The organism is Aeromonas molluscorum 848, assembly GCF_000388115.1.
Taxonomy (GTDB): Bacteria; Pseudomonadota; Gammaproteobacteria; order Enterobacterales; family Aeromonadaceae; genus Aeromonas; species Aeromonas molluscorum.
The window spans coordinates 1-17,964 of sequence record NZ_AQGQ01000004.1; the positions used below are offsets into that span (position 1 = coordinate 1).

Below are 17,964 nucleotides of genomic sequence, written 5' to 3' on the forward strand. Positions count from 1 at the left end.
ACGTCCTCTCAAGGTATTCACACAATCGACAGTCCAGACAGTCAAAGGGGATGCCACAGGGCGACAGAGGGGCGTCCTCTCCATCTTCCTCGAACTCTTCCAGTTCATCCCACAGGAAGGGCAGCAGGATCTCCTGTAGCCACTCCTGCTTGATCGCTGGTCCTATCCCCCAAGCATCCATAGGGTCATCCCTTCATCATCGCTATGAGCTTCTGTAGGGCGCTCCTGTTGTGCTCTTGGCTGGCCTTCTGGCTGGCTTCCCACTCTTCCGGTGTCTTGGTGACTCGCTTGTGGTCGAACATGGCGGACTTGTCCACAGACGAAGAAACGGGAGCGTGATCCTTGTTACTTTGTTTCTGTTTAAAAGAAGTCGAAGACTTAGCCGGACGCTTGGTGCTGGGGGTACGGAAAAGGGCTAGGAGTGCCGACCCGATGCGGTACACAGAGGCCAGATTCCAGTTGGCTATCTGGGCGTGTTTCCGGAACTCGGTCTTGAAGAAGCCGATGGCTTCCAGACGACGCAGAGAATTGCGGACTGTGCGTGTGGTACAACCGATACCCTTAGCGATGGTCCGCAGGTAGAGACTCGCAGCCCAGCCGTGGGCCTTGTTCAGGTGTCGTGCGATGAAGAGGGCGACTTCTTTGGTGTAGTAGGTCCCGAAGGTGGACACTGGTTGCTTGGCTATGGTGGCGACAAGCTGATCGCTGTGTTGTAGAATCGTAACTGACATAGGCACTGCTTTTTGTTATGCGCCCGCTACGTAACCACAGCGTAACTATCTGATTCTATTCACTTTCTCCTGACGTTTCTTGAAGTCGAAGATCTCGTGCAGGGGGGCCGGCAAGGCCCAGTCACCCCCACAGCCCGGGCAGGCGCGCGCGCGCTCTTCTGCGGCACTCAGACCGCCGACGCGGTAGAGATAGTAATAGACGGGGATGCCGGTCATCGTCTCGAGCCGCTTGCACAAGTCAGCGCCACGTCGTGCCAGACGGCTGCCAGGTTCGCCAATTTCGTGCAAGGCCGCATGCTCGGCAATGGATCCGTTCATCTGCAACTGGTCACAAGCCTCCCAATCTTCCTGCCACTTGATGATCTGTTTCTGATCGCCATTGGCGATGGTGGGTAGCCGGTAGAGGGGCACAGGGGCGAAGTGATCACCGCAGCGCAGCGGTGAGCAGCTGTGCAGGAAGCTGGTGTAGAGCAGTAACCAGCTCGGCCGCTCACAAGGGTCTGTGCCATCCGAGAGCAGATCGGCTCCCAGCAGTTGCAGCTTGGGGGCGAGCAGACCGGCCTGGTGCAAACCTTGTTCGGCCAGGCTGACCTGTTCACTCTGGTTATCCGGGTGCAGGCTGTCTTGCTCGGGACAGACCACCCGGCTGACGAAGTGGCCTTGTTGCATGCTGGTGGGAAACTCCCGGCCCAGGATCTGACCCTGATAACGCAGCATGTCCAGGTAGTTGACGATGGCGCGCTCGGCTTCGCCGAGGGAGGTATCGCGGTAGCATTCGAAAGTCAGTTCGAGAATATACATGGGTGGAGCTGGGCCTGGTTTAGCGGGGGTGGGTCATGAGGGTCAGCAGGCGATCCAGTTTCTGCTCGAGCCTGTCCAGCTGGGCCGCGAGGCTCTGCACGCTGGGCTCATGGATCAGGGGGGCCTGGTCGGACTGGGGCGTGCCATCCATGTCATGGGGTGACTGCATCGGCTCGTCTTTCGTGTCTTTGAGTTGCGACTGCTTCCACTGACTGAGGCTCTTTAGCAACTCGGCCATGGGCACGGCCTGGCTCAGGCGTGCCTTGACCATGGCGGTGGTGGGGGTGATGCCACGGGCTTTGAGCTCGTTGGCTATTTGGTGGATCTCGGCGGATGACATTGATCTTCCTCTGGTTCTCTCTCACGGGGCAGGCATGCCAAGGTCCCATCTTGGCGGCGTTGGGCAGCCAGAGACTACCCTGACTGCGGCTTGGCGAACAGGGGCCTCATTGGCGCAGCAGCACATCGAGTTGATCTATGGCTGCGCTCCAGACGGCGTCATCGCGCCACGACTCCCGCAAAAAACTGGCCTGGGCGGCGTTCCAGAACGGGGCATCGCTCAGTTCCAGGCCGTCGCGCAAAGAGTGGTTGTCAATGAAGCGGCTCAGACTGGCCGCGTCGTTGGCCAGACCCAGCTGGGCGAAGAGGGCAGGCATGTCATGTACCATGGGGTCCATTGTCTTTCTCCTTGAATAAACTCCTAGATTATAGACAGCCCGCTTCTCTTATTGGCTCTTGCGTACCCAGGGACAGTGTCTGGTGCCAGTCTCCGGCACGGGTAACAGACGCTTTCCCCTGGCAGGTCACGCATTTCATCCGCCGCCTGGCAGCCGGTGCGGGGGGATATCAATCCCGGCCACATTGAGCCCTTGCATGGTGAGGGTGCCAAGATAGTGGCTCTCGCCATCGCTGCTGAATTCAAACTCGTAGCAGGTGAGCAGACGCAATGGTCTGCGGGCAAGCCGCCTGTGGCTGCGAGCCACCGACAGAAGCTGCAACTCATGCTGCTTGCAGTAGCGCCTCAGGTATTGCCAGGCCAGCTCGGCCTGACGCCGCTGCTGCCAAAACGCGCTGGCCAGACAGACCAGCAGCATGATCCAGAGCATTTCTTCCATGGACAGGCTCCTTGATGTCGGGTCAGTTTGCGTTGAACAGGCGACCGATAGCGCGGCTCAGCGCCGGGCTGCGATTCGGGCTGCGCAGGGTGGCGAGCACCTGGGGACGCAGCAGTGGCAGGGTGACCAGCTCGGCGAAGACCTGATTGAAGAAGGGGGTCGGTTGCTGCGCCAACTGCTCCAAAAAGAGATCGAGCAGCGGACCGTGTTGCAGATCTGGCCAGAGCCGTCCGGCAATGGCGAGCAGCAGGCTGGGGCTGGGCTGGGTCTCCAGCAGGGTCAGCAACTTGTTGGTACGTGCCTGGTTAGCGGGGGTGGCGGCGAAGGCGCGGCACAGGTAGGCCAGGGTCTCGGGATCAGGAGAGGCGCACTCCTGCTCCTTGCCAAGGCGCTCGAGCAGGGCCCCTTGCAGCGCCGGTGGCAGGGCTGCACTCTCCAGACTCTGGCACAGGGCATGAAGCGGCTCATTGGGCAGACGTGCCATGGCTTTGCACACCAGTGCCAGATTGCTCTCTTGCTGCAAGCGCTCGGCGAAGTCGGCAAAGCCCTGCAGGCCAAGTTGTTGCCAGCCATCCTGCCCAGGCGCAACCAGATAGTGGCACAGACCCTGATAATAACTGGAGGGTGCCTGTTCGAGCTGGCGTCCCAGTTTTGCATGCAGGCTGGCCATTTTGGCTTCGGCCGGGCGGAAGGTGTACGGATTGTCTGCCAGTCGCTTGGCGGTGGCATCGTCCAGATCGCCGGTGAGTTTGTAGCCTAGCGTCTCGGCTACCAGATCCATGAAATGCTTGGGGCCGGCCGAGATGAGCAGGCCTCGCTCATCGAGGGCAAACTTGAGGAACCAGAGGTAATGTTTCTCCTCGGTCGCTTGAAAGAAATGCACCCCCAGCCAGGCGTGCTGCTGCAACGGCCAGGGGTAGGGAATGGCCTGCTGCTCGATGCGGACAAACTCGGCGCTGTCGAGGGGGCGAACCTGGCGACCCAGATCAAACAACTGGAATTGGGTCTCGGCCTGGGTCAGGAAGTCGGTCAGGGTATTGATGGTGGTCATGGCATGGGGTGGCTGATGAGTCATGGCCCCGATTATAAGGAGCTAGCTCCAGATAGCCAGCAGGGCGGAGATGGACTGGCAGCCGGGGACCTGGCGCAGCCCCTCTGCCTAAGCCTGGTGAGATTGTGTATAGTGGCGCCCCTTTCGATAGCCCGGGTTAACCGCGTTGCGCCTTGCATTCGCCGGGTTATCTATGACGACAAGTGGTGGCCGGCGCAACGAGCCCGGTTTGCAGAAATCGTGAGGAGTTGATGATGAACAAGTATCTGTTGGTGGCTGGCCTGCTGGGTGAGCTGAGCGCCGAGTTGCAGCGTTTGGATCGCTGGCAGCTTGATCATCCCGGTGAAGAGGCACTTGCCAGCACACTGCCATTTTGTGTCGATACCCTGAATTTCGACCAGTGGTTGCAGTTCGTGCTGATCCCGCGCATGGAACAGTTGGTGCTGCAACAGGCGCCATTGCCGAGCAGCGTCTCTATCTATCCCATGGCGAGTGAAAGCTATAAGGAAGAGCTGGCGGAGGTGACTGACTTGTTGCGGCTCATCGCCCGTTTCGATCTGCTGCTCTCTGGCAAAGTGGTGGAACAGTGAGCCATCTCAGCTCCCTTGCGGATGAGCTGAGGTCGGCTGGGCAAGAGGATGGCGCCATGCACGCTCCTTCGTCCCAGGAGTCGCTGCCAGCGGATGAGCCGCAGATGGACGAACTGAAGCCGACTCTGCTCTATCAGGATGACTGGTTGGTGGCGGTCAATAAACCCTCAGGGCTGCTGGTGCACCGCAGCTGGCTCGAAAAGGGAGAGACCCGCTTCGCCATGCAGATGACCCGGGATCTCATCGGTGGACGTCATGTTTACCCGGTGCATCGTCTCGACAGGCCCACGTCGGGTGTCCTGCTCTTTGCCCTGAACCCGGAGGTGGCGCGCAGCCTGACCGAGGCCTTTAGCGAGCGGCGGGTACACAAAGAGTATCTGGCGCTGGTACGTGGATGGGCCCCCGAGCAGGGAGTGATCGACTATCCGCTCAAAGAGCAGCTGGACAAGATTGCCGATGCCCTTGCCGCACGGGACAAACCCGCCCAGGAGGCGGTGACCAGCTTCAGGCGTCTGCACCAGGTCGAGTTGCCCCATGCGGTTTCCAAGCAGCATGCCACCAGTCGTTATAGCCTGGTGCGACTCTTCCCCCACACGGGGCGCAAGCACCAGCTGCGTCGTCATATGGAGCACCTTTTCCACCCCATGGTCGGTGATACCACCCATGGAGATGGTCGCCATAACCGGTTCTTCCGAGCACATTTTGGCTGCCAGCGCCTGTTGCTGGTGGCTCGTACCCTCAGTTTCGAGCATCCAGTGCTCAAGGTGCCCATGCGTATTCAGGCTCCCCTTGGTGACGAGTTGCTGACGCTGTTTGGCAAGCTTGGCTGGCCAGCAAGCGAGAGCGACTACTGAGGTTTACCAGCTTAACACCAGTGAAATCAGTGTATTGATCTCTTGACCTGTCCCCGGGGTTTTTGCTGTGGCATGCTGGAACCATTCCCAAGTCGAGGAGGTGAAATGGCACAGATAGATATAGTGGTGGGTAGCGTCTACGGCGCCGCTTTCCTGGTCGCTGAGACCCTGATGGATGAATTGGCGGGCCAGGGCCATGAGTGCAGTCTGCATGAAGAGGCCCGCCTCGAGGACATCTCGCCGACGCGTTTCTTGTTGCTCGTTTCGGCAACCACCGGGCAGGGGGATGTCCCTCCCAATCTGGAAGCCTTCGCCGCCGACCTCAGGGAGCGGGCGCCCTATATGAAGGGACTCCATTACGCGCTGGTTGCCATGGGCGACAGCAGCTATGAACATTTCTGCGGTGCAGGCCGTCAGCTCGATACCTTGTTACTGGAATTGGGGGCTCAGGCCTTGCAGCCCAGGTTGGAAATTGATGCGACTGTGGTCGACGAACCTGAAGTGGTCGCGCTGGCCTGGCTAAGAGAGTGGCAGGGACAACTCTGATTAATTGCCTCATTAATGTACTCATGTCGTTATTTATAAGCGACAAAACGGGCCCTCAATATTGGGCCCGTTATTTTTTCTGAAATCCTTTCCTGCCGATGCATTATTTCGCACCCTCGCCTTGACGGATTAGAGTATCAACTCTGGATATAGGGAAGATAAAAGTTCGACTTGTCGACAAGTCTTAAATTTAAAAGTTCCTCATTGAAAGCGATTTCAGTCATGTTTTTGTCATTGTTTTGCTGGTTTATTACTTGGTGTTCGATGCGAATTAATTGATGACACCGTTTTCAGCTTGTGTGGTTGTAGTTGTTTTCTAATTATATTGGTGAGTTGTGGTTGTCTTGTACGCTAATTGAGGTGTTATTAGCTTGCAGGGGTAAGGCTGTGCTGTTTGTCCCTGTTTTGTGAATTAGCTCATGTTTGTGCCCATATCGCCTACCTATAATCGACCCCGGTTATCACCCAAACGTTTTTATGGTGATAGGAAGTTAAACCCAAGGATCACACACTCCTCAGCGGGAAATAAGGAAAATGAAAATGAAAGCAAAGTGGCTCCCGATCGCTGCAGCCGTTACCGCAGCCCTGGCTTCTCAAGCCGCCTTCGCCGTTGATTTCCACGGCTACTTCCGTTCCGGTGTCGGCATCTCCGAAGATGGCGACATGCAGACTTTTGAAAAGTTCAAAGTAGGTCGTCTGGGTAACGAGAACGAAACCTACGGTGAAGTGCAGCTGGGTCAGGAGGTTTATAACAAGGACGGCAAGTCCTTCTATGTCGACTCCATGGTCGCCATGGTCAGCAACCAGTCCAACGACTGGGAAGGCACTGGTACCAGCTGCAACTTCGACACCAAGCAGTGTGAAGATGACGCCACTTTTGCCCTTCGTCAGTTCAACGTCCAGGCCAAGGGCGTACTGGGCTTTGCCCCGGAGGCCACTCTGTGGGCCGGTAAGCGTTACTACCAGCGTCATGACATCCATATTTCCGACTTCTACTACTGGGATGTCTCCGGTGCCGGTGCCGGTATCGAGAACATTCAGGCCGGCCCGGGCAAACTCTCCCTGGCGTGGACTCGTAGCGATGCCGGTGAGCTGAACAACAACATACTGGACGTGCGTTACGCCGGTATCCCGCTGTGGAGCGATGCCTCTCTGGAAGTGGGCGCTGACTATGCCATCGCCAACCCCACCGACGATCAGGACAAAGTCAACGACGACATCAAAGATGGCGTCATGCTGACCGCCGAACTGACTCAGAACATGCTGGGCGGCTTCAACAAGACTGTGCTGCAGTACATGAGCGATAGCTATGCCACTCTGCCGGCTTACTACGGTGCCGGTAACTGGACCAGCCAGGATGGTGCCAGCGGTGATGGCTTCCGTATCATCAACTGGGGTGTGCTGCCGGTCGGTGACAAGGTCGAGTTTGGTCACCAGCTGGTTTATGGTCAGTCCAACGACGTGACCATCAACGGTGTGACTGGTTCTGATGCCGATACCTTCTCCGCCGTGATCCGTCCCATGTACAAGTGGGATGACATCCAGAAGACCATTCTGGAGCTGGGCTACTATCGTGATACCCAGGACGTCCGTGATCAGGACAGCAAGGACAGCAGCGGTCAGAAGTACACCATTGCACAGGCCTGGTCTGCCGGTTCCAGCTTCTGGGCCCGTCCGGAAATCCGCGTATTCGCTTCCTACCTGAAGTCTGGTGGCGATAACGGCCAGACTTTCAATGGCAGCAACAATGATGACAACACCTGGAACTTCGGTGTCCAAGCGGAAGCTTGGTGGTAAGCCCGACTTTCAGTTAAGTTAGTGACTGCCCCCACTTGGGGGCAGTTTCGTTTCGCCGGGTAACGGCCACCGGATAAGAGGGATAATAAGAATGACGCTGGTAAAGATGTCGATTGCCGCCGCAGTGACCGTCTGGTTGACCGGTTGTGCGGGTAATATGGGCGTGCCCTTGCAAGAGCATGCGGCCGTTCTGGACAATGCTGAACAGGCCAAGCAAGCCCTGTCACAGGCCAGCAATTGCTGCGCTGGTTTCAATGAGTTCCAATACGCGAATCTGCCGGAAGGGGAGACCCTGCTTAGCCTGGATGGCAAGCAGCCCAGCTACCGTTTCGATGAAGGCATGAGCTATTTTGCCGCTTACCGTCTGCCCAAAGACACGGGCAACCTCTATATCCGCTTGGCCTCACAGGTTGGCAAAACCGTGCTGCAACCCAAGGTGATCATGTTGGATGCCAACTTCAAGGTGACCCGTGTACTGGGTGCCTCTGTGTTCGCTTATCAGCCAGCTCACCTGATGGATGCCGATCGCATCGAGGGCAAGGTGTTTGTCGATCGCAGCATGCCGGGTAATCCCGCCAGCGAGACCTATATGGTGGTCTATGCACCTGCCGATCAGTTGAGTGGTTCCACCACCATCTTGCATCCAGCCAAGGCCTTTGCTCGGGCCAATAACACAGTCGAACCCAATATCAAGGATCCAGTGATCCCGCACTCCCCCTGGGGACTGGTTCAGATAGTGGTCACCGACATGGCCAAGGCGCAGGGTATTGAGGCTGTGTTCAAACCTGAATATGCCGATAAAGTTGCCATGAGCCAGGGCCAGCAGGCCGCGGGTGTCGCGGCTACTACTGCAGTGGCAACCAGTACCGCCTTGGTGGCGAGGGCGCCAAGCAAGCCTGCTCCTGCCATGCTGAGCGAGACAGAGGCGTTCTATCAGTCGCAAATAGAGAAAGCGGTCAAGGCCGGAGATATTGATAAGGCGATGCAACTGGTCAATGAAGCCGAGCGAGGTGGCTCTACTAGAGCCAAGTCCGTGTTTGTTGATGCGGTGAAAAAATCCCAGAAATAATAATGTGGTTTTTATCATCCACTATATTTATCAGGCCTCCATTGTCGGGGGCCTTTTTAATGGTTATATTGTTTCTACAAAAGAGAGTTAAGTGGTTACACTGGGTTACGCTGCGTTTCTTTTTATTACGAATAGAGATGTTAAGATGCAATTTGAAACGGCACTTTTCATTAATTTGAAATACAGTAGTGTTGCCGATTTACAGCCAAAAAACGACATTTAACATTTATTAAAATCATCTTGTGATCTCCCCTCCAAATTTCCTATCTGCTAATTTCAGAGTAAAGAATTTCCCTTTTCTCTGGGTTATATTGTTCTCGTCAAAATAAAAAACACCCGATCTCCCTTTTCCGGTTAGCTTTCATCCCCATGATAGGCTTAACTTCGAATGGGTCCGTTAGGGAACAATCATTCAGGAGTACACACATGTTACAAAACGCATTCTCCAACCTGCAGAAAGTCGGTAAGGCGCTGATGTTGCCTGTATCGGTCTTGCCTGTTGCGGGTATCTTGTTGGGGGTGGGTGCCGCCCACTTTACTTGGATGCCTGAAATCGTCTCCCAGTTGATGGAGCAAGCCGGTGGCTCAGTGTTTGGCCAGATGGCGCTGTTGTTTGCTGTGGGGGTCGCCCTTGGCTTTACCAACAACGATGGTGTTTCCGGTCTGTCAGCCATCGTCGGCTACGGCATCATGACCGCCACCTTGTCTGTCATGGCGCCAGTGATGGGGGTCGACAAGATCGACACCGGCGTCCTGGGGGGTATCCTCGCCGGTGGCGTGGCCGCCTGGGCGTTCAACCGCTTCTACAAGATACAGCTGCCAGAATATCTGGGCTTCTTCGCTGGCAAGCGTGCCGTGCCCATCATCACCGGTTTCGTCTCCATCGGTCTGGGTGTGATCCTGTCTGTGATTTGGCCACCCATTGGCGGAGCCATCGCTGCCTTCTCTGACTGGGCTGCCAACCAGAACCCGGTACTGGCTTTCGGTATCTACGGCGTGGTTGAACGCTCCCTGATCCCGTTCGGTCTGCACCACATCTGGAACGTGCCTTTCTTCTATCAGGCGGGTACCTGTGTCAACGGTGCCGGTGAAACAGTACACGGCATCATGACTTGCTTCCTGACTGCCAACGATGCGACTCGTGCTGCCGGTAACGGCTTCGGTCAGCTGGCTGGCGGTTACCTGTTCAAGATGTTCGGTCTGCCTGCTGCTGCCTTTGCCATTGCCCATGCTGCCAAGCCGGAAAACCGTGCCAAGATAGTTGGTATCATGGCTTCTGCTGCCCTGACCTCCTTCCTGACCGGTATCACCGAGCCGATTGAGTTCTCCTTCCTGTTCGTTGCTCCTGTGCTGTACGCCATCCACGCCGTGCTGGCGGGTCTGGCTTATGTGCTGACCAACTCCCTGGGTGTTGTACACGGTCACACCTTCTCCAACGGCTTCATCGACTTCGTTGTACAGTCACCGCGTGCCGCTCACATGTGGCTGCTGGTTGGCCTGGGTCTGGTCTACGCCGCCATCTACTACGTGGTATTCAGCTTCGTCATTCGTGCCATGAACCTGAAGACCCCGGGTCGTGAAGACGAGACTGCTGAAGAGACAGTCAGCCAAAGCAAGGACGAGATGTCTGCTGCCCTGGTTGCCGCTTTCGGTGGTAAAGAGAACATCGCCTCGCTGGACGCTTGCATCACTCGTCTGCGGGTGGGTGTGAAAGAGGTAGCCAAGGTTGATCAGGCTGGCCTGAAGAAACTGGGCGCTGCCGGTGTGGTGGTTGCTGGTTCCGGTGTACAAGCCATCTTCGGTACCAAGTCTGACAACCTGAAAACCGACATGGATATCTGGATGAAGAGCAACTAATCCGCTTGCTTGACAGACAGATGTGAAGAGGGAGGCTTGTGCCTCCCTCTTCTATTTTGTCTGCTGGGGGGTTGTGATGGCGCATGGCACAGAGCCCGCTTGCGTGGCCCCGCAGCTGGGGTGGCCTCATGATGTACTAGCCCCCTTGCACCAGGCAGACATTGGGCCAGGCCAGATGCCAGGCTGAGGTTGCAAGCCATCACCAATAGCAAGGGCGCCATCAGGCGCCCTTGCTATTGGTATGGAGCAGGCCGTTGTCAGAGTTTTTCGAGATCCTTCTCTATCTCGCTGATCTTGTTGGCCACCACTTTCTCCAGATGGCGCAGATCGCGCAGTATCTTCTTCTTGATGTCCGGGTCGGTCTGGCTATGGACGCCTTGGGTCAGGCTGTCGAGCTCATCGACCACATACTTGAGGTTGGCATTGATCTCGGTGACGTCCTTGTACTGATGGGTACCAGAGTCGACCAAGATGGTTTTGCGTTGCCTGGGGTATTTGAACTTGACGCTCTTGGCGAAAAACTCCCCCTTCAGCTTCTTGAAGTAGATCTTGAGGATGTCGTGGTTGGCTTCCTGACGCAGGGTGTAACTGTCCACTGCCGTGGGATCCTGGATCCCCAAACTCTTCAGATTTTCGTACATTCGACTATTTCCTTGGCTTAAACCCGTCTTGCCCAACCATGATAACCGAGAAAGCACGACAGGCCTGTGACTGGGACGCCAAAATAAAAAGAGGTCCGCACGAACCCGTTACCTGATGGCGAACACAGTGGCGCTTGCTCGTTGATATTGCTCTCTTGTGACGGAGCAGGATAGCGATAGGAGGGGCTTTCAACTCAATAACCCATTACTCGTCGGTCGCGGCAGCAGGGCGTCGATGCCGACATTGTGGCGAGCGACGTCCATGGGAGAAGACGCATCAATAAAAAGGGCGCCGACGGCGCCCTTTTTATGCAACGAGTCACGACTCGTCCAGTCGTTACTCGTCGATGGAGCGCAGCAGGGCGTTGATGCCGACCTTGGCACGGGTCTTGGCATCGACCTTCTTGACGATGACAGCCGCATAGAGGCTGTACTTGCCACATTTGGAGGGCAGGGAGCCGGAGACGACTACTGAGCCTGCAGGCACGCGGCCATAATGGATTTCGCCGGTTTCACGGTCATAGATACGGGTGGATTGGCCGATGAAGACCCCCATGGAGATGACGGAGCCCTCTTCGACGATGACACCTTCCACCACTTCGGAGCGGGCACCGATAAAGCAGTTGTCTTCGATGATGGTCGGGTTGGCCTGCAGAGGTTCCAGCACGCCGCCGATACCGACGCCGCCGGAGAGATGCACGTTCTTGCCAATCTGGGCACAGGAGCCGACGGTGGCCCAGGTATCGACCATGGTGCCCTCATCGACGAAGGCGCCAATGTTGACATAAGAGGGCATCAGCACGGTGTTGGGGGCGATGAAGGAGCCTTTGCGGGCTGTGGCCGGCGGCACCACGCGCACCCCCGCTTCTTTGAACTGCTCTGCAGTAAAGTCGGAGAACTTGAGGGGAACCTTGTCGAAATACTGAGCGTCGTCACCCTTGATGATGCCGTTGTCATTGATGCGGAAGTAGAGCAGCACGGCTTTTTTCAGCCATTGATGTACGACCCACTCGCCGGCAATCTTCTCGGCGACCCGCGCCTTGCCGCTGTCCAGCAACTCGATGGCTTGCAGTATGGCGGCCTTGGTGGCGCTGTCCACTGAGCCTGGGGTGATTGTGTCGCGGCGCTCGAAGGCCGACTCAATGATCTGTTGCAACTCGGTCATGATGGGGTTCCTTTATAAAATTCTGTTTGTTGTATCACACTTTTCCCGCCGGTTTTAAGGGGGAGGGCCGATTTCTTCACCCAAAACGCGGTTGGAGCTGGCTTGTCATGGTGTCCCGGCAGGCTGTGGGGGTCACTTGGTTCAGCTTTCTTGTTCTTGGGGGTTGAGCTGATGCACCAATTTCTCCTCCAGGGCGAGTTGTTCGGCCTGGGTCAGCGGCTCGCCGGCGCGATTGGTCAGGCTGAAGAAATCCTCTACCCGCTCGCCGATGGTGGTGATCTTGGCGGCATGGAGGCTGAGGCCGCACTGTTGGAAAACGGCACCGATGCGGGCCAGCAGCCCGGGGGTATCCAGTGCCGTCAACTCCAGTAGGGTGTGACGGTTTTCTCCCTTGTGAGGCAGAAAGACAACCCGGGTCGGCACGCTGAACTGGCGATGACGGCGCGACAGTGGCTTGTTGCGCAGCACCAGCTTGCCCGGCTCTTGCAGCGCCTTCTCCAGCGCCTTTCTGATGGTGGCGGTGCGATTGGGGCTGATGGGCTCGCCATTGGGTTCCAGCACGATGAAGGTATCGAGGACATAGCCGCTGCGGGAGCTCATGATCTGTGCGTCATGAATGTTGAGGTTCTTCTGATCCAGAGCCGAGGCCACGGTGGCAAACAGATTCGGCGTGTCTCGGCAATAGATGAAGACTTCGCTGCCGCCTCTGGTCGGATGCTTGCCTATGGTGACCAGCGGCGTCTCGCCAGCTCCCTCCTGTTCGAGAATGTGGCGGCTATGCCAGGCGATCTGTTCCGGGCTGTGGCGCAGGAAGTAGTCCGCCTTGAAGTCGCTCCACAGCGCAGTGATGGAGGCATCGTCCAGGTGACGTTGGCTGAGCAGTTGCCGTGCCTGGCGCTGGTTCTCGCGGATACGCAGCCGGATATCGGGCGGGTTTTCCAATCCCTGGCGAAGTGCCTTCTGTGTAGTGAAATAGAGTTCCCGCAGCAGGGTGCCCTTCCAGTCATTCCAGAGGCTGTCGTTGGTGGCGCAGATATCGGCCACCGTCAGGCAGTAGAGCAAATCCAGGTGCTGTTCGTCGCGCACCTTCTGGGCGAAATCGGTGACCACTTCGGGGTCGTGGATGTCCCGGCGCTGGGCGGTGACCGACATCAGCAGGTGATGGCGTACCAGCCAGGCGACCAGGCGGCTCTCGTAGCGATCCAGTCCGTGCAGCTGGCAGAACTCCAGGGCATCGACGGCACCGAGCTCGGAGTGATCCCCGCGCCGCCCCTTGGCGATGTCGTGGAACAAGGCCGCGATACAGAGCAGCTCGGGTTTGCGTAGCCGGTTCACTATCTCATGGCAGAGCGGATGGGTCTGGCGGCTGGCCGACGTGGGGAAGTGATGAATGTTCTTGAGCAGACGATGGGTGTGTTCATCCACCGTGTAGGCGTGGAACATGTCGAACTGCATCTGACCGACGATAAGGTTCCACTGGGGCAGGTAGGCCGCGAGGATCCCATATTTATGCATAAGAGTGAGCGGCTGGCCGATGCCGTTGGGATGGCGCAGCAGCGCCATGAACAGGCGACGACACTCGGGGATCTCTTGCAGCCAGCAGTCGAGTTTGCGGCGCGCCTCGCGCAGCTGACGCAGGGTCGCCGAGTGAATGCCGGCTATCTCTGGGTGTTGGGCTATCTGGTAGAAGAGTCGCAAGATGGCGGCGGGGTCCTGGGCGAACAGCTCGGCGTCGACCGCATCGATGAGTCGACCACGGAGCTGGAACTCGTCACTGATCCGGCGCACGTCCATGGCGGTGTTGCCAAGGATCGCCTCATCAAACAGCTGCAGCAGCATCTCGTTGAGCTCGGAGACCCGCCGCACCGTTTGATAAAAGCGCTTCATCATCTGCTCGACCGGTCTATTGACTTCCCCCTCGAAACCCAGCATCTCGGCGACTGTGCGCTGGCGGTCGAACAGCAAGCGGTTGTCGCCTCTGTTGATGGCCATGTGCAGGGCAAAGCGTACCTTCCACAGGAAATTCTGGCAGTCGAGCAGCTCGCGATACTCGGCGCGATTGAGAAAGCCGTGACTGGTCATCTCATAGAGGGTGGTGGCGCCAAAATGGCGACGGGCGACCCAGGCCAGGGTCTGAATATCGCGCAGGCCACCCGGGTTGCTCTTGAGATCGGGTTCGAGTTTGTAGGCGGTGCCGAGGAACTGCTGGTGACGCTGGGCCTGTTCGGCGCGCTTGGCACGAAAGAAATCCTCGCTCGGCCAGAATACCTCGGGGCGGGTGGCTTGTTGGAGCGTCTCGAATCCGCCTAGATTGCCGGTGATATAGCGGGCCTCGATGAGGTTGGTGGCGACAGTGATGTCGGCCAGCCCCTGTTGGGTGCACTCGGCCACGTTACGCACCGACTGACCCACCTCCAGCTTGAGATCCCACAACAGGGCGATGAACTCGCCGATGCGCAGCCCCAGCCCCTCGTCCAGGTCATCACCCTCATAGAGGATGAGCAGATCAATGTCGGAGTGGGGGTGCAGCTCGCCCCGGCCGTAGCCACCGACGGCAATCAGGGTGAGATGAGTCTCTTGATCGAAGCCGAATTTGTGCCACAACCGGGTCAGCAGCTGATCCATGTACAGGGAGCGGGTGGCTACCAGCTCAATGATGTTGTCACCGGCATCGAAGCGTTCGTGCAACCAGCCGAGGAAGCGGCTCAGGTACTCTTTGCAGTTATCCCGGCTGAGGTCATCATCGGGTAGCAGATGGGGGGAAAGCAGGCTGGCGTCCATGGCATCTCATCGTCTTGAAAACAAAAACCCCGGCGCTGGGCCGGGGTTTGATGTTAACCCTGTTTGATATGGCGGTCGATAGTGTCGTCCGGGCGAAGGGTGAGTACCTCGCAGCCATCTTCCGTCACCAGCAGGGTGTGCTCCCATTGGGCCGAGTCGCCGCCATCCTTGGTGGTGACTGTCCAGCCATCCTTGGGGTTGGTACGGCAGTGATACTTCTTGCTGTTGACCATGGGCTCTATGGTGAAGCACATGCCCGCTTTGAGCTCCAGTTTGCCGTTGTTGCGATAGTGCAGGATTTGCGGCTCTTCATGGAATTCGCTGCCGATGCCGTGGCCACAGTAGTCACGTACTACGGAGAAACCGGCCTGCTCGACGATGGGCTGGATCACGGCACCAATCTCGGTGATGCACATGCCGGGGCGGACGCGTTTGATGGCGGCGTACAGGCTCTCCTGGGCAACCTTGCACAGCTGGCGGCGCAGGGGGGTCGTCTGACCGACGATGAACATGGCGGAGGTGTCGCCGTGGTAGCCATCTTTGATGACGGTGATATCCAGGTTGATGATGTCCCCTTCCCGCAATTTCTTGTGGTTGGGAATGCCGTGACAGATCACATCGTTTACCGAAGTACAGATGGATTTCGGGAAGCCGTGATAGTTCAAGGGGGCTGGAACAGCCTGCTGGACATCGACGATGAAGTCATGGCACAGAGTGTTGAGCTCGTCAGTGGTGACGCCTGCCTGTACGTGGGGGGCTATCATCACCAGCACATCGGCGGCCAGTTGGCCGGCAACGCGCATCTTTTCAATCTCTTCCGGCGTCTTGATTTTAATGGACATGGGATCTCTCTTGCGGCCTGGTTCTTCGTCGGTATGACCGACAACAAGCAGGTAATGAAAAATAGATGCGTTTGCAATCAGGGCAAAATTTTATCCGCAACCTCCGCCGACTTCCAGTGTGATTGTCATCACAAGGTCAAATCCATGGCGCAGAGTCGACTCTGGTTAGCTATTTTTAGCGTGGCCGTCGGTGGCGCCAGCGGCAAACTTATGATATAAAGCGCGCCGGAACTGGAACTACTTGTCCCAGTTTCATCACCCTAATCAATAACACACACACATCGATACCTGTACCGGGGTGCCCCTTTGGGGTCGGTTACATGGGATGTGTGGAGGCCTAACCCCAATACAGAGGTATAAAATGGCTAAAGTTTCTATGCGCGACATGCTGCAAGCCGGCGTTCACTTCGGTCACCAGACTCGTTACTGGAACCCGAAAATGAAATCCTACATCTTCGGTGCCCGTAGCAAGGTTCACATCATCAACTTGGAAAAAACCGTTCCGATGTTTGACGATGCCATGAACTTCGTGAGCTCCGTTGCTGCCAAAAAAGGCAAGGTACTGTTCGTTGGTACCAAGCGTGCTGCGTCTGAAGCCGTCAAAGATGCTGCTATCCGCTGCGATCAGTTCTATGTGAACCATCGCTGGTTGGGTGGCATGCTGACCAACTGGAAAACCGTTCGTCAGTCCATCAAGCGTCTGAAAGATCTGGAAGCTCAGAGCCAAGACGGTACCTTCGAGAAGCTGACCAAGAAAGAGGCGCTGATGCGTACTCGCGAAATGGACAAGCTGGAGAAGAGCCTGGGCGGTATCAAGAACATGGGCGGCTTGCCTGACGTGCTGTTCGTTGTCGATGCCGACCACGAGCACATCGCTATCAAAGAAGCCAACAACCTGGGTATCCCGGTTGTCTCCATCGTTGATACCAACTCCAATCCGGACGGCGTTGATTACGTCATCCCGGGTAACGACGATGCGATCCGTGCCGTTCAGCTGTACCTGAATGCTGCTGCTGACACCGTACTGGAAGCTCGCGCTCAAGACATCGTTGTTCAAGCTGAACAAGATGGCTTCGTTGAAGCTGAGTAATTGATAAGGACTGTTAAAGCCCTTATTAACCAAGCTGATGTAATTGGTTAGCAGGGGCCCTTGTGGCCCCTGTTTCTTGTCAATTCAAGACCGAGGATACTGGACATGGCTAACGTTACTGCCGCCCTGGTAAAAGAACTGCGCGAGCGCACTGCCGCTGGCATGATGGATTGCAAAAAAGCACTCGAAGAAGCCAATGGCGACATCGAGCTGGCTATCGAGAACATGCGTAAATCTGGTCAGGCCAAAGCCGCCAAGAAAGCAGGCCGTATCGCTGCTGAAGGCGTGATCTTTGCCCGCACCGAAGGCAATGTTGCCGTCATGATCGAGCTGAACAGCGAAACCGACTTCGTCGCCAAAGATGCCAGCTTCATGGGCATGGGCCAGAAGATCGCTGATATCGCTGCGACCCAGAAAATTGCTGATGTTGACGCCCTGAAAGCGGCCGACTTCGGTAACGGTGAATCCGTCGAGCTGACCATCACCAACCTGATCGCCAAGATCGGTGAGAACATGAACCTGCGTCGCGTGATGCTGGTTGAAGGTGACAACTTGGGTACCTATGTACACGGTTCCCGCATTGGTGTTATCACCAAGCTGACCGGTGGCTCCGCCGAGCTGGCCAAAGATTTGGCCATGCACGTTGCTGCCAACAGCCCGCAATTCGTCAAGCCTGAAGATGTGTCTGCTGAAGTCGTTGCCAAAGAGCGCGAAATTCAGATCGACATCGCCATCAACTCCGGCAAGCCGAAAGAGATCGCCGAGAAGATGGTTGAAGGCCGCATGAAGAAGTTCACTGGTGAGGTTTCCCTGACTGGTCAACCCTTCGTCAAGGATCCGTCCATGACTGTTGCCGAGCTGCTGAAGAAAGAAGGTGCTGACGTTGTTTCCTTCACTCGCTTCGAAGTGGGCGAAGGCATCGAGAAGCAGGAAACTGACTTCGCTGCCGAAGTTGCTGCCCAGATCGCGGCTGCTCAGAAGGCATAACCGAACCGGTTTTAGCTAACTCCAGACCGCGACTTATGTCGCGGTCT

19 protein-coding genes are annotated in these 17,964 nt (G+C 56.8%); 8 read left to right on the top strand and 11 right to left on the bottom strand.

Annotation, left to right across the window (positions count from 1 at the left end; translation table 11 throughout):
• From G113_RS01545 to G113_RS01575, 7 genes are all read right to left on the bottom strand, one after another.
• Positions 1–181: hypothetical protein (locus tag G113_RS01545; RefSeq protein ID WP_040318810.1), on the bottom strand; the 181-nt coding region annotated here is incomplete at its 3' end.
• 4 nt (positions 182–185) lie between these two features.
• On the bottom strand, positions 186–731 hold the full coding sequence (locus tag G113_RS01550; protein ID WP_005891995.1) for a hypothetical protein: 546 nt from the start codon (positions 729–731) through the stop codon (positions 186–188).
• Positions 732–776: 45 nt separating this feature from the next.
• Complete coding sequence (locus tag G113_RS01555; RefSeq protein WP_005891997.1) at positions 777–1,532, bottom strand: Zn-ribbon-containing protein; 756 nt, start codon at positions 1,530–1,532, stop codon at positions 777–779.
• A 19-nt stretch (positions 1,533–1,551) separates the two neighbouring features.
• Positions 1,552–1,872 carry a hypothetical protein gene (locus G113_RS01560; protein ID WP_005892000.1) on the bottom strand — a complete coding sequence of 107 codons (321 nt, stop codon included), beginning with the start codon at positions 1,870–1,872 and terminating at the stop codon, positions 1,552–1,554.
• A 106-nt stretch (positions 1,873–1,978) separates the two neighbouring features.
• On the bottom strand, positions 1,979–2,209 hold the full coding sequence (locus G113_RS01565; protein WP_005892004.1) for a DUF2789 domain-containing protein: 231 nt from the start codon (positions 2,207–2,209) through the stop codon (positions 1,979–1,981).
• Positions 2,210–2,344: 135 nt separating this feature from the next.
• The gene (locus G113_RS01570; RefSeq protein WP_005892006.1) at positions 2,345–2,647 is read right to left on the bottom strand and encodes a DUF3301 domain-containing protein; all 303 of its coding nucleotides are present in this window, start codon (positions 2,645–2,647) and stop codon (positions 2,345–2,347) included.
• Positions 2,648–2,669: 22 nt separating this feature from the next.
• Positions 2,670–3,698: a DUF3549 family protein gene (locus G113_RS01575; protein ID WP_005892009.1), complete on the bottom strand. Its 1,029-nt coding sequence runs from the start codon at positions 3,696–3,698 to the stop codon at positions 2,670–2,672.
• Between the two features lie 254 nt (positions 3,699–3,952).
• Between G113_RS01575 and G113_RS01585 the strand changes: the two genes are divergently transcribed.
• From G113_RS01585 to ptsG, 6 genes are all read left to right on the top strand, one after another.
• Positions 3,953–4,288 (top strand): YqcC family protein, encoded by a 336-nt coding sequence (locus tag G113_RS01585; protein ID WP_040318812.1) that lies wholly within the window; start codon positions 3,953–3,955, stop codon positions 4,286–4,288.
• A 56-nt stretch (positions 4,289–4,344) separates the two neighbouring features.
• Positions 4,345–5,142 (top strand): tRNA pseudouridine(65) synthase TruC, encoded by a 798-nt coding sequence (gene truC / locus G113_RS01590; protein WP_051106551.1) that lies wholly within the window; start codon positions 4,345–4,347, stop codon positions 5,140–5,142.
• A gap of 105 nt (positions 5,143–5,247) precedes the next feature.
• Positions 5,248–5,688: a flavodoxin gene (locus tag G113_RS01595; protein WP_005892021.1), complete on the top strand. Its 441-nt coding sequence runs from the start codon at positions 5,248–5,250 to the stop codon at positions 5,686–5,688.
• A gap of 540 nt (positions 5,689–6,228) precedes the next feature.
• Entirely contained in the window at positions 6,229–7,485 is a 1,257-nt protein-coding gene (locus tag G113_RS01600) for a maltoporin (protein ID WP_005892024.1), read from the top strand.
• Positions 7,486–7,576: 91 nt separating this feature from the next.
• Positions 7,577–8,554 carry a MalM family protein gene (locus G113_RS01605; RefSeq protein WP_005892028.1) on the top strand — a complete coding sequence of 326 codons (978 nt, stop codon included), beginning with the start codon at positions 7,577–7,579 and terminating at the stop codon, positions 8,552–8,554.
• Between the two features lie 426 nt (positions 8,555–8,980).
• The gene (ptsG, locus tag G113_RS01610; protein ID WP_005892031.1) at positions 8,981–10,411 is read left to right on the top strand and encodes a PTS glucose transporter subunit IIBC; all 1,431 of its coding nucleotides are present in this window, start codon (positions 8,981–8,983) and stop codon (positions 10,409–10,411) included.
• Between the two features lie 257 nt (positions 10,412–10,668).
• Here ptsG and G113_RS01615 read toward each other — a convergent pair whose 3' ends face one another.
• The 4 genes from G113_RS01615 to map form a co-directional block, all read right to left on the bottom strand.
• On the bottom strand, positions 10,669–11,052 hold the full coding sequence (locus tag G113_RS01615; RefSeq protein ID WP_005892033.1) for a DUF3461 family protein: 384 nt from the start codon (positions 11,050–11,052) through the stop codon (positions 10,669–10,671).
• 337 nt (positions 11,053–11,389) lie between these two features.
• Positions 11,390–12,217, bottom strand: a complete 828-nt coding sequence (gene dapD, locus G113_RS01620; protein ID WP_005892035.1) for a 2,3,4,5-tetrahydropyridine-2,6-dicarboxylate N-succinyltransferase — start codon at positions 12,215–12,217, stop codon at positions 11,390–11,392.
• Between the two features lie 141 nt (positions 12,218–12,358).
• Positions 12,359–14,998 (bottom strand): bifunctional uridylyltransferase/uridylyl-removing protein GlnD, encoded by a 2,640-nt coding sequence (gene glnD / locus G113_RS01625; RefSeq protein WP_005892037.1) that lies wholly within the window; start codon positions 14,996–14,998, stop codon positions 12,359–12,361.
• A gap of 53 nt (positions 14,999–15,051) precedes the next feature.
• A complete protein-coding gene (map, locus tag G113_RS01630) occupies positions 15,052–15,840 on the bottom strand; it encodes a type I methionyl aminopeptidase (protein WP_005892041.1) in 789 nt (262 codons plus the stop codon).
• A gap of 361 nt (positions 15,841–16,201) precedes the next feature.
• Here map and rpsB point away from each other — a divergent pair, with 361 nt between their 5' ends.
• Entirely contained in the window at positions 16,202–16,930 is a 729-nt protein-coding gene (rpsB, locus tag G113_RS01635; RefSeq protein ID WP_005892043.1) for a 30S ribosomal protein S2, read from the top strand.
• Between the two features lie 105 nt (positions 16,931–17,035).
• Complete coding sequence (gene tsf, locus G113_RS01640; RefSeq protein WP_005892045.1) at positions 17,036–17,917, top strand: translation elongation factor Ts; 882 nt, start codon at positions 17,036–17,038, stop codon at positions 17,915–17,917.
• Positions 17,918–17,964 lie beyond the last annotated feature (47 nt).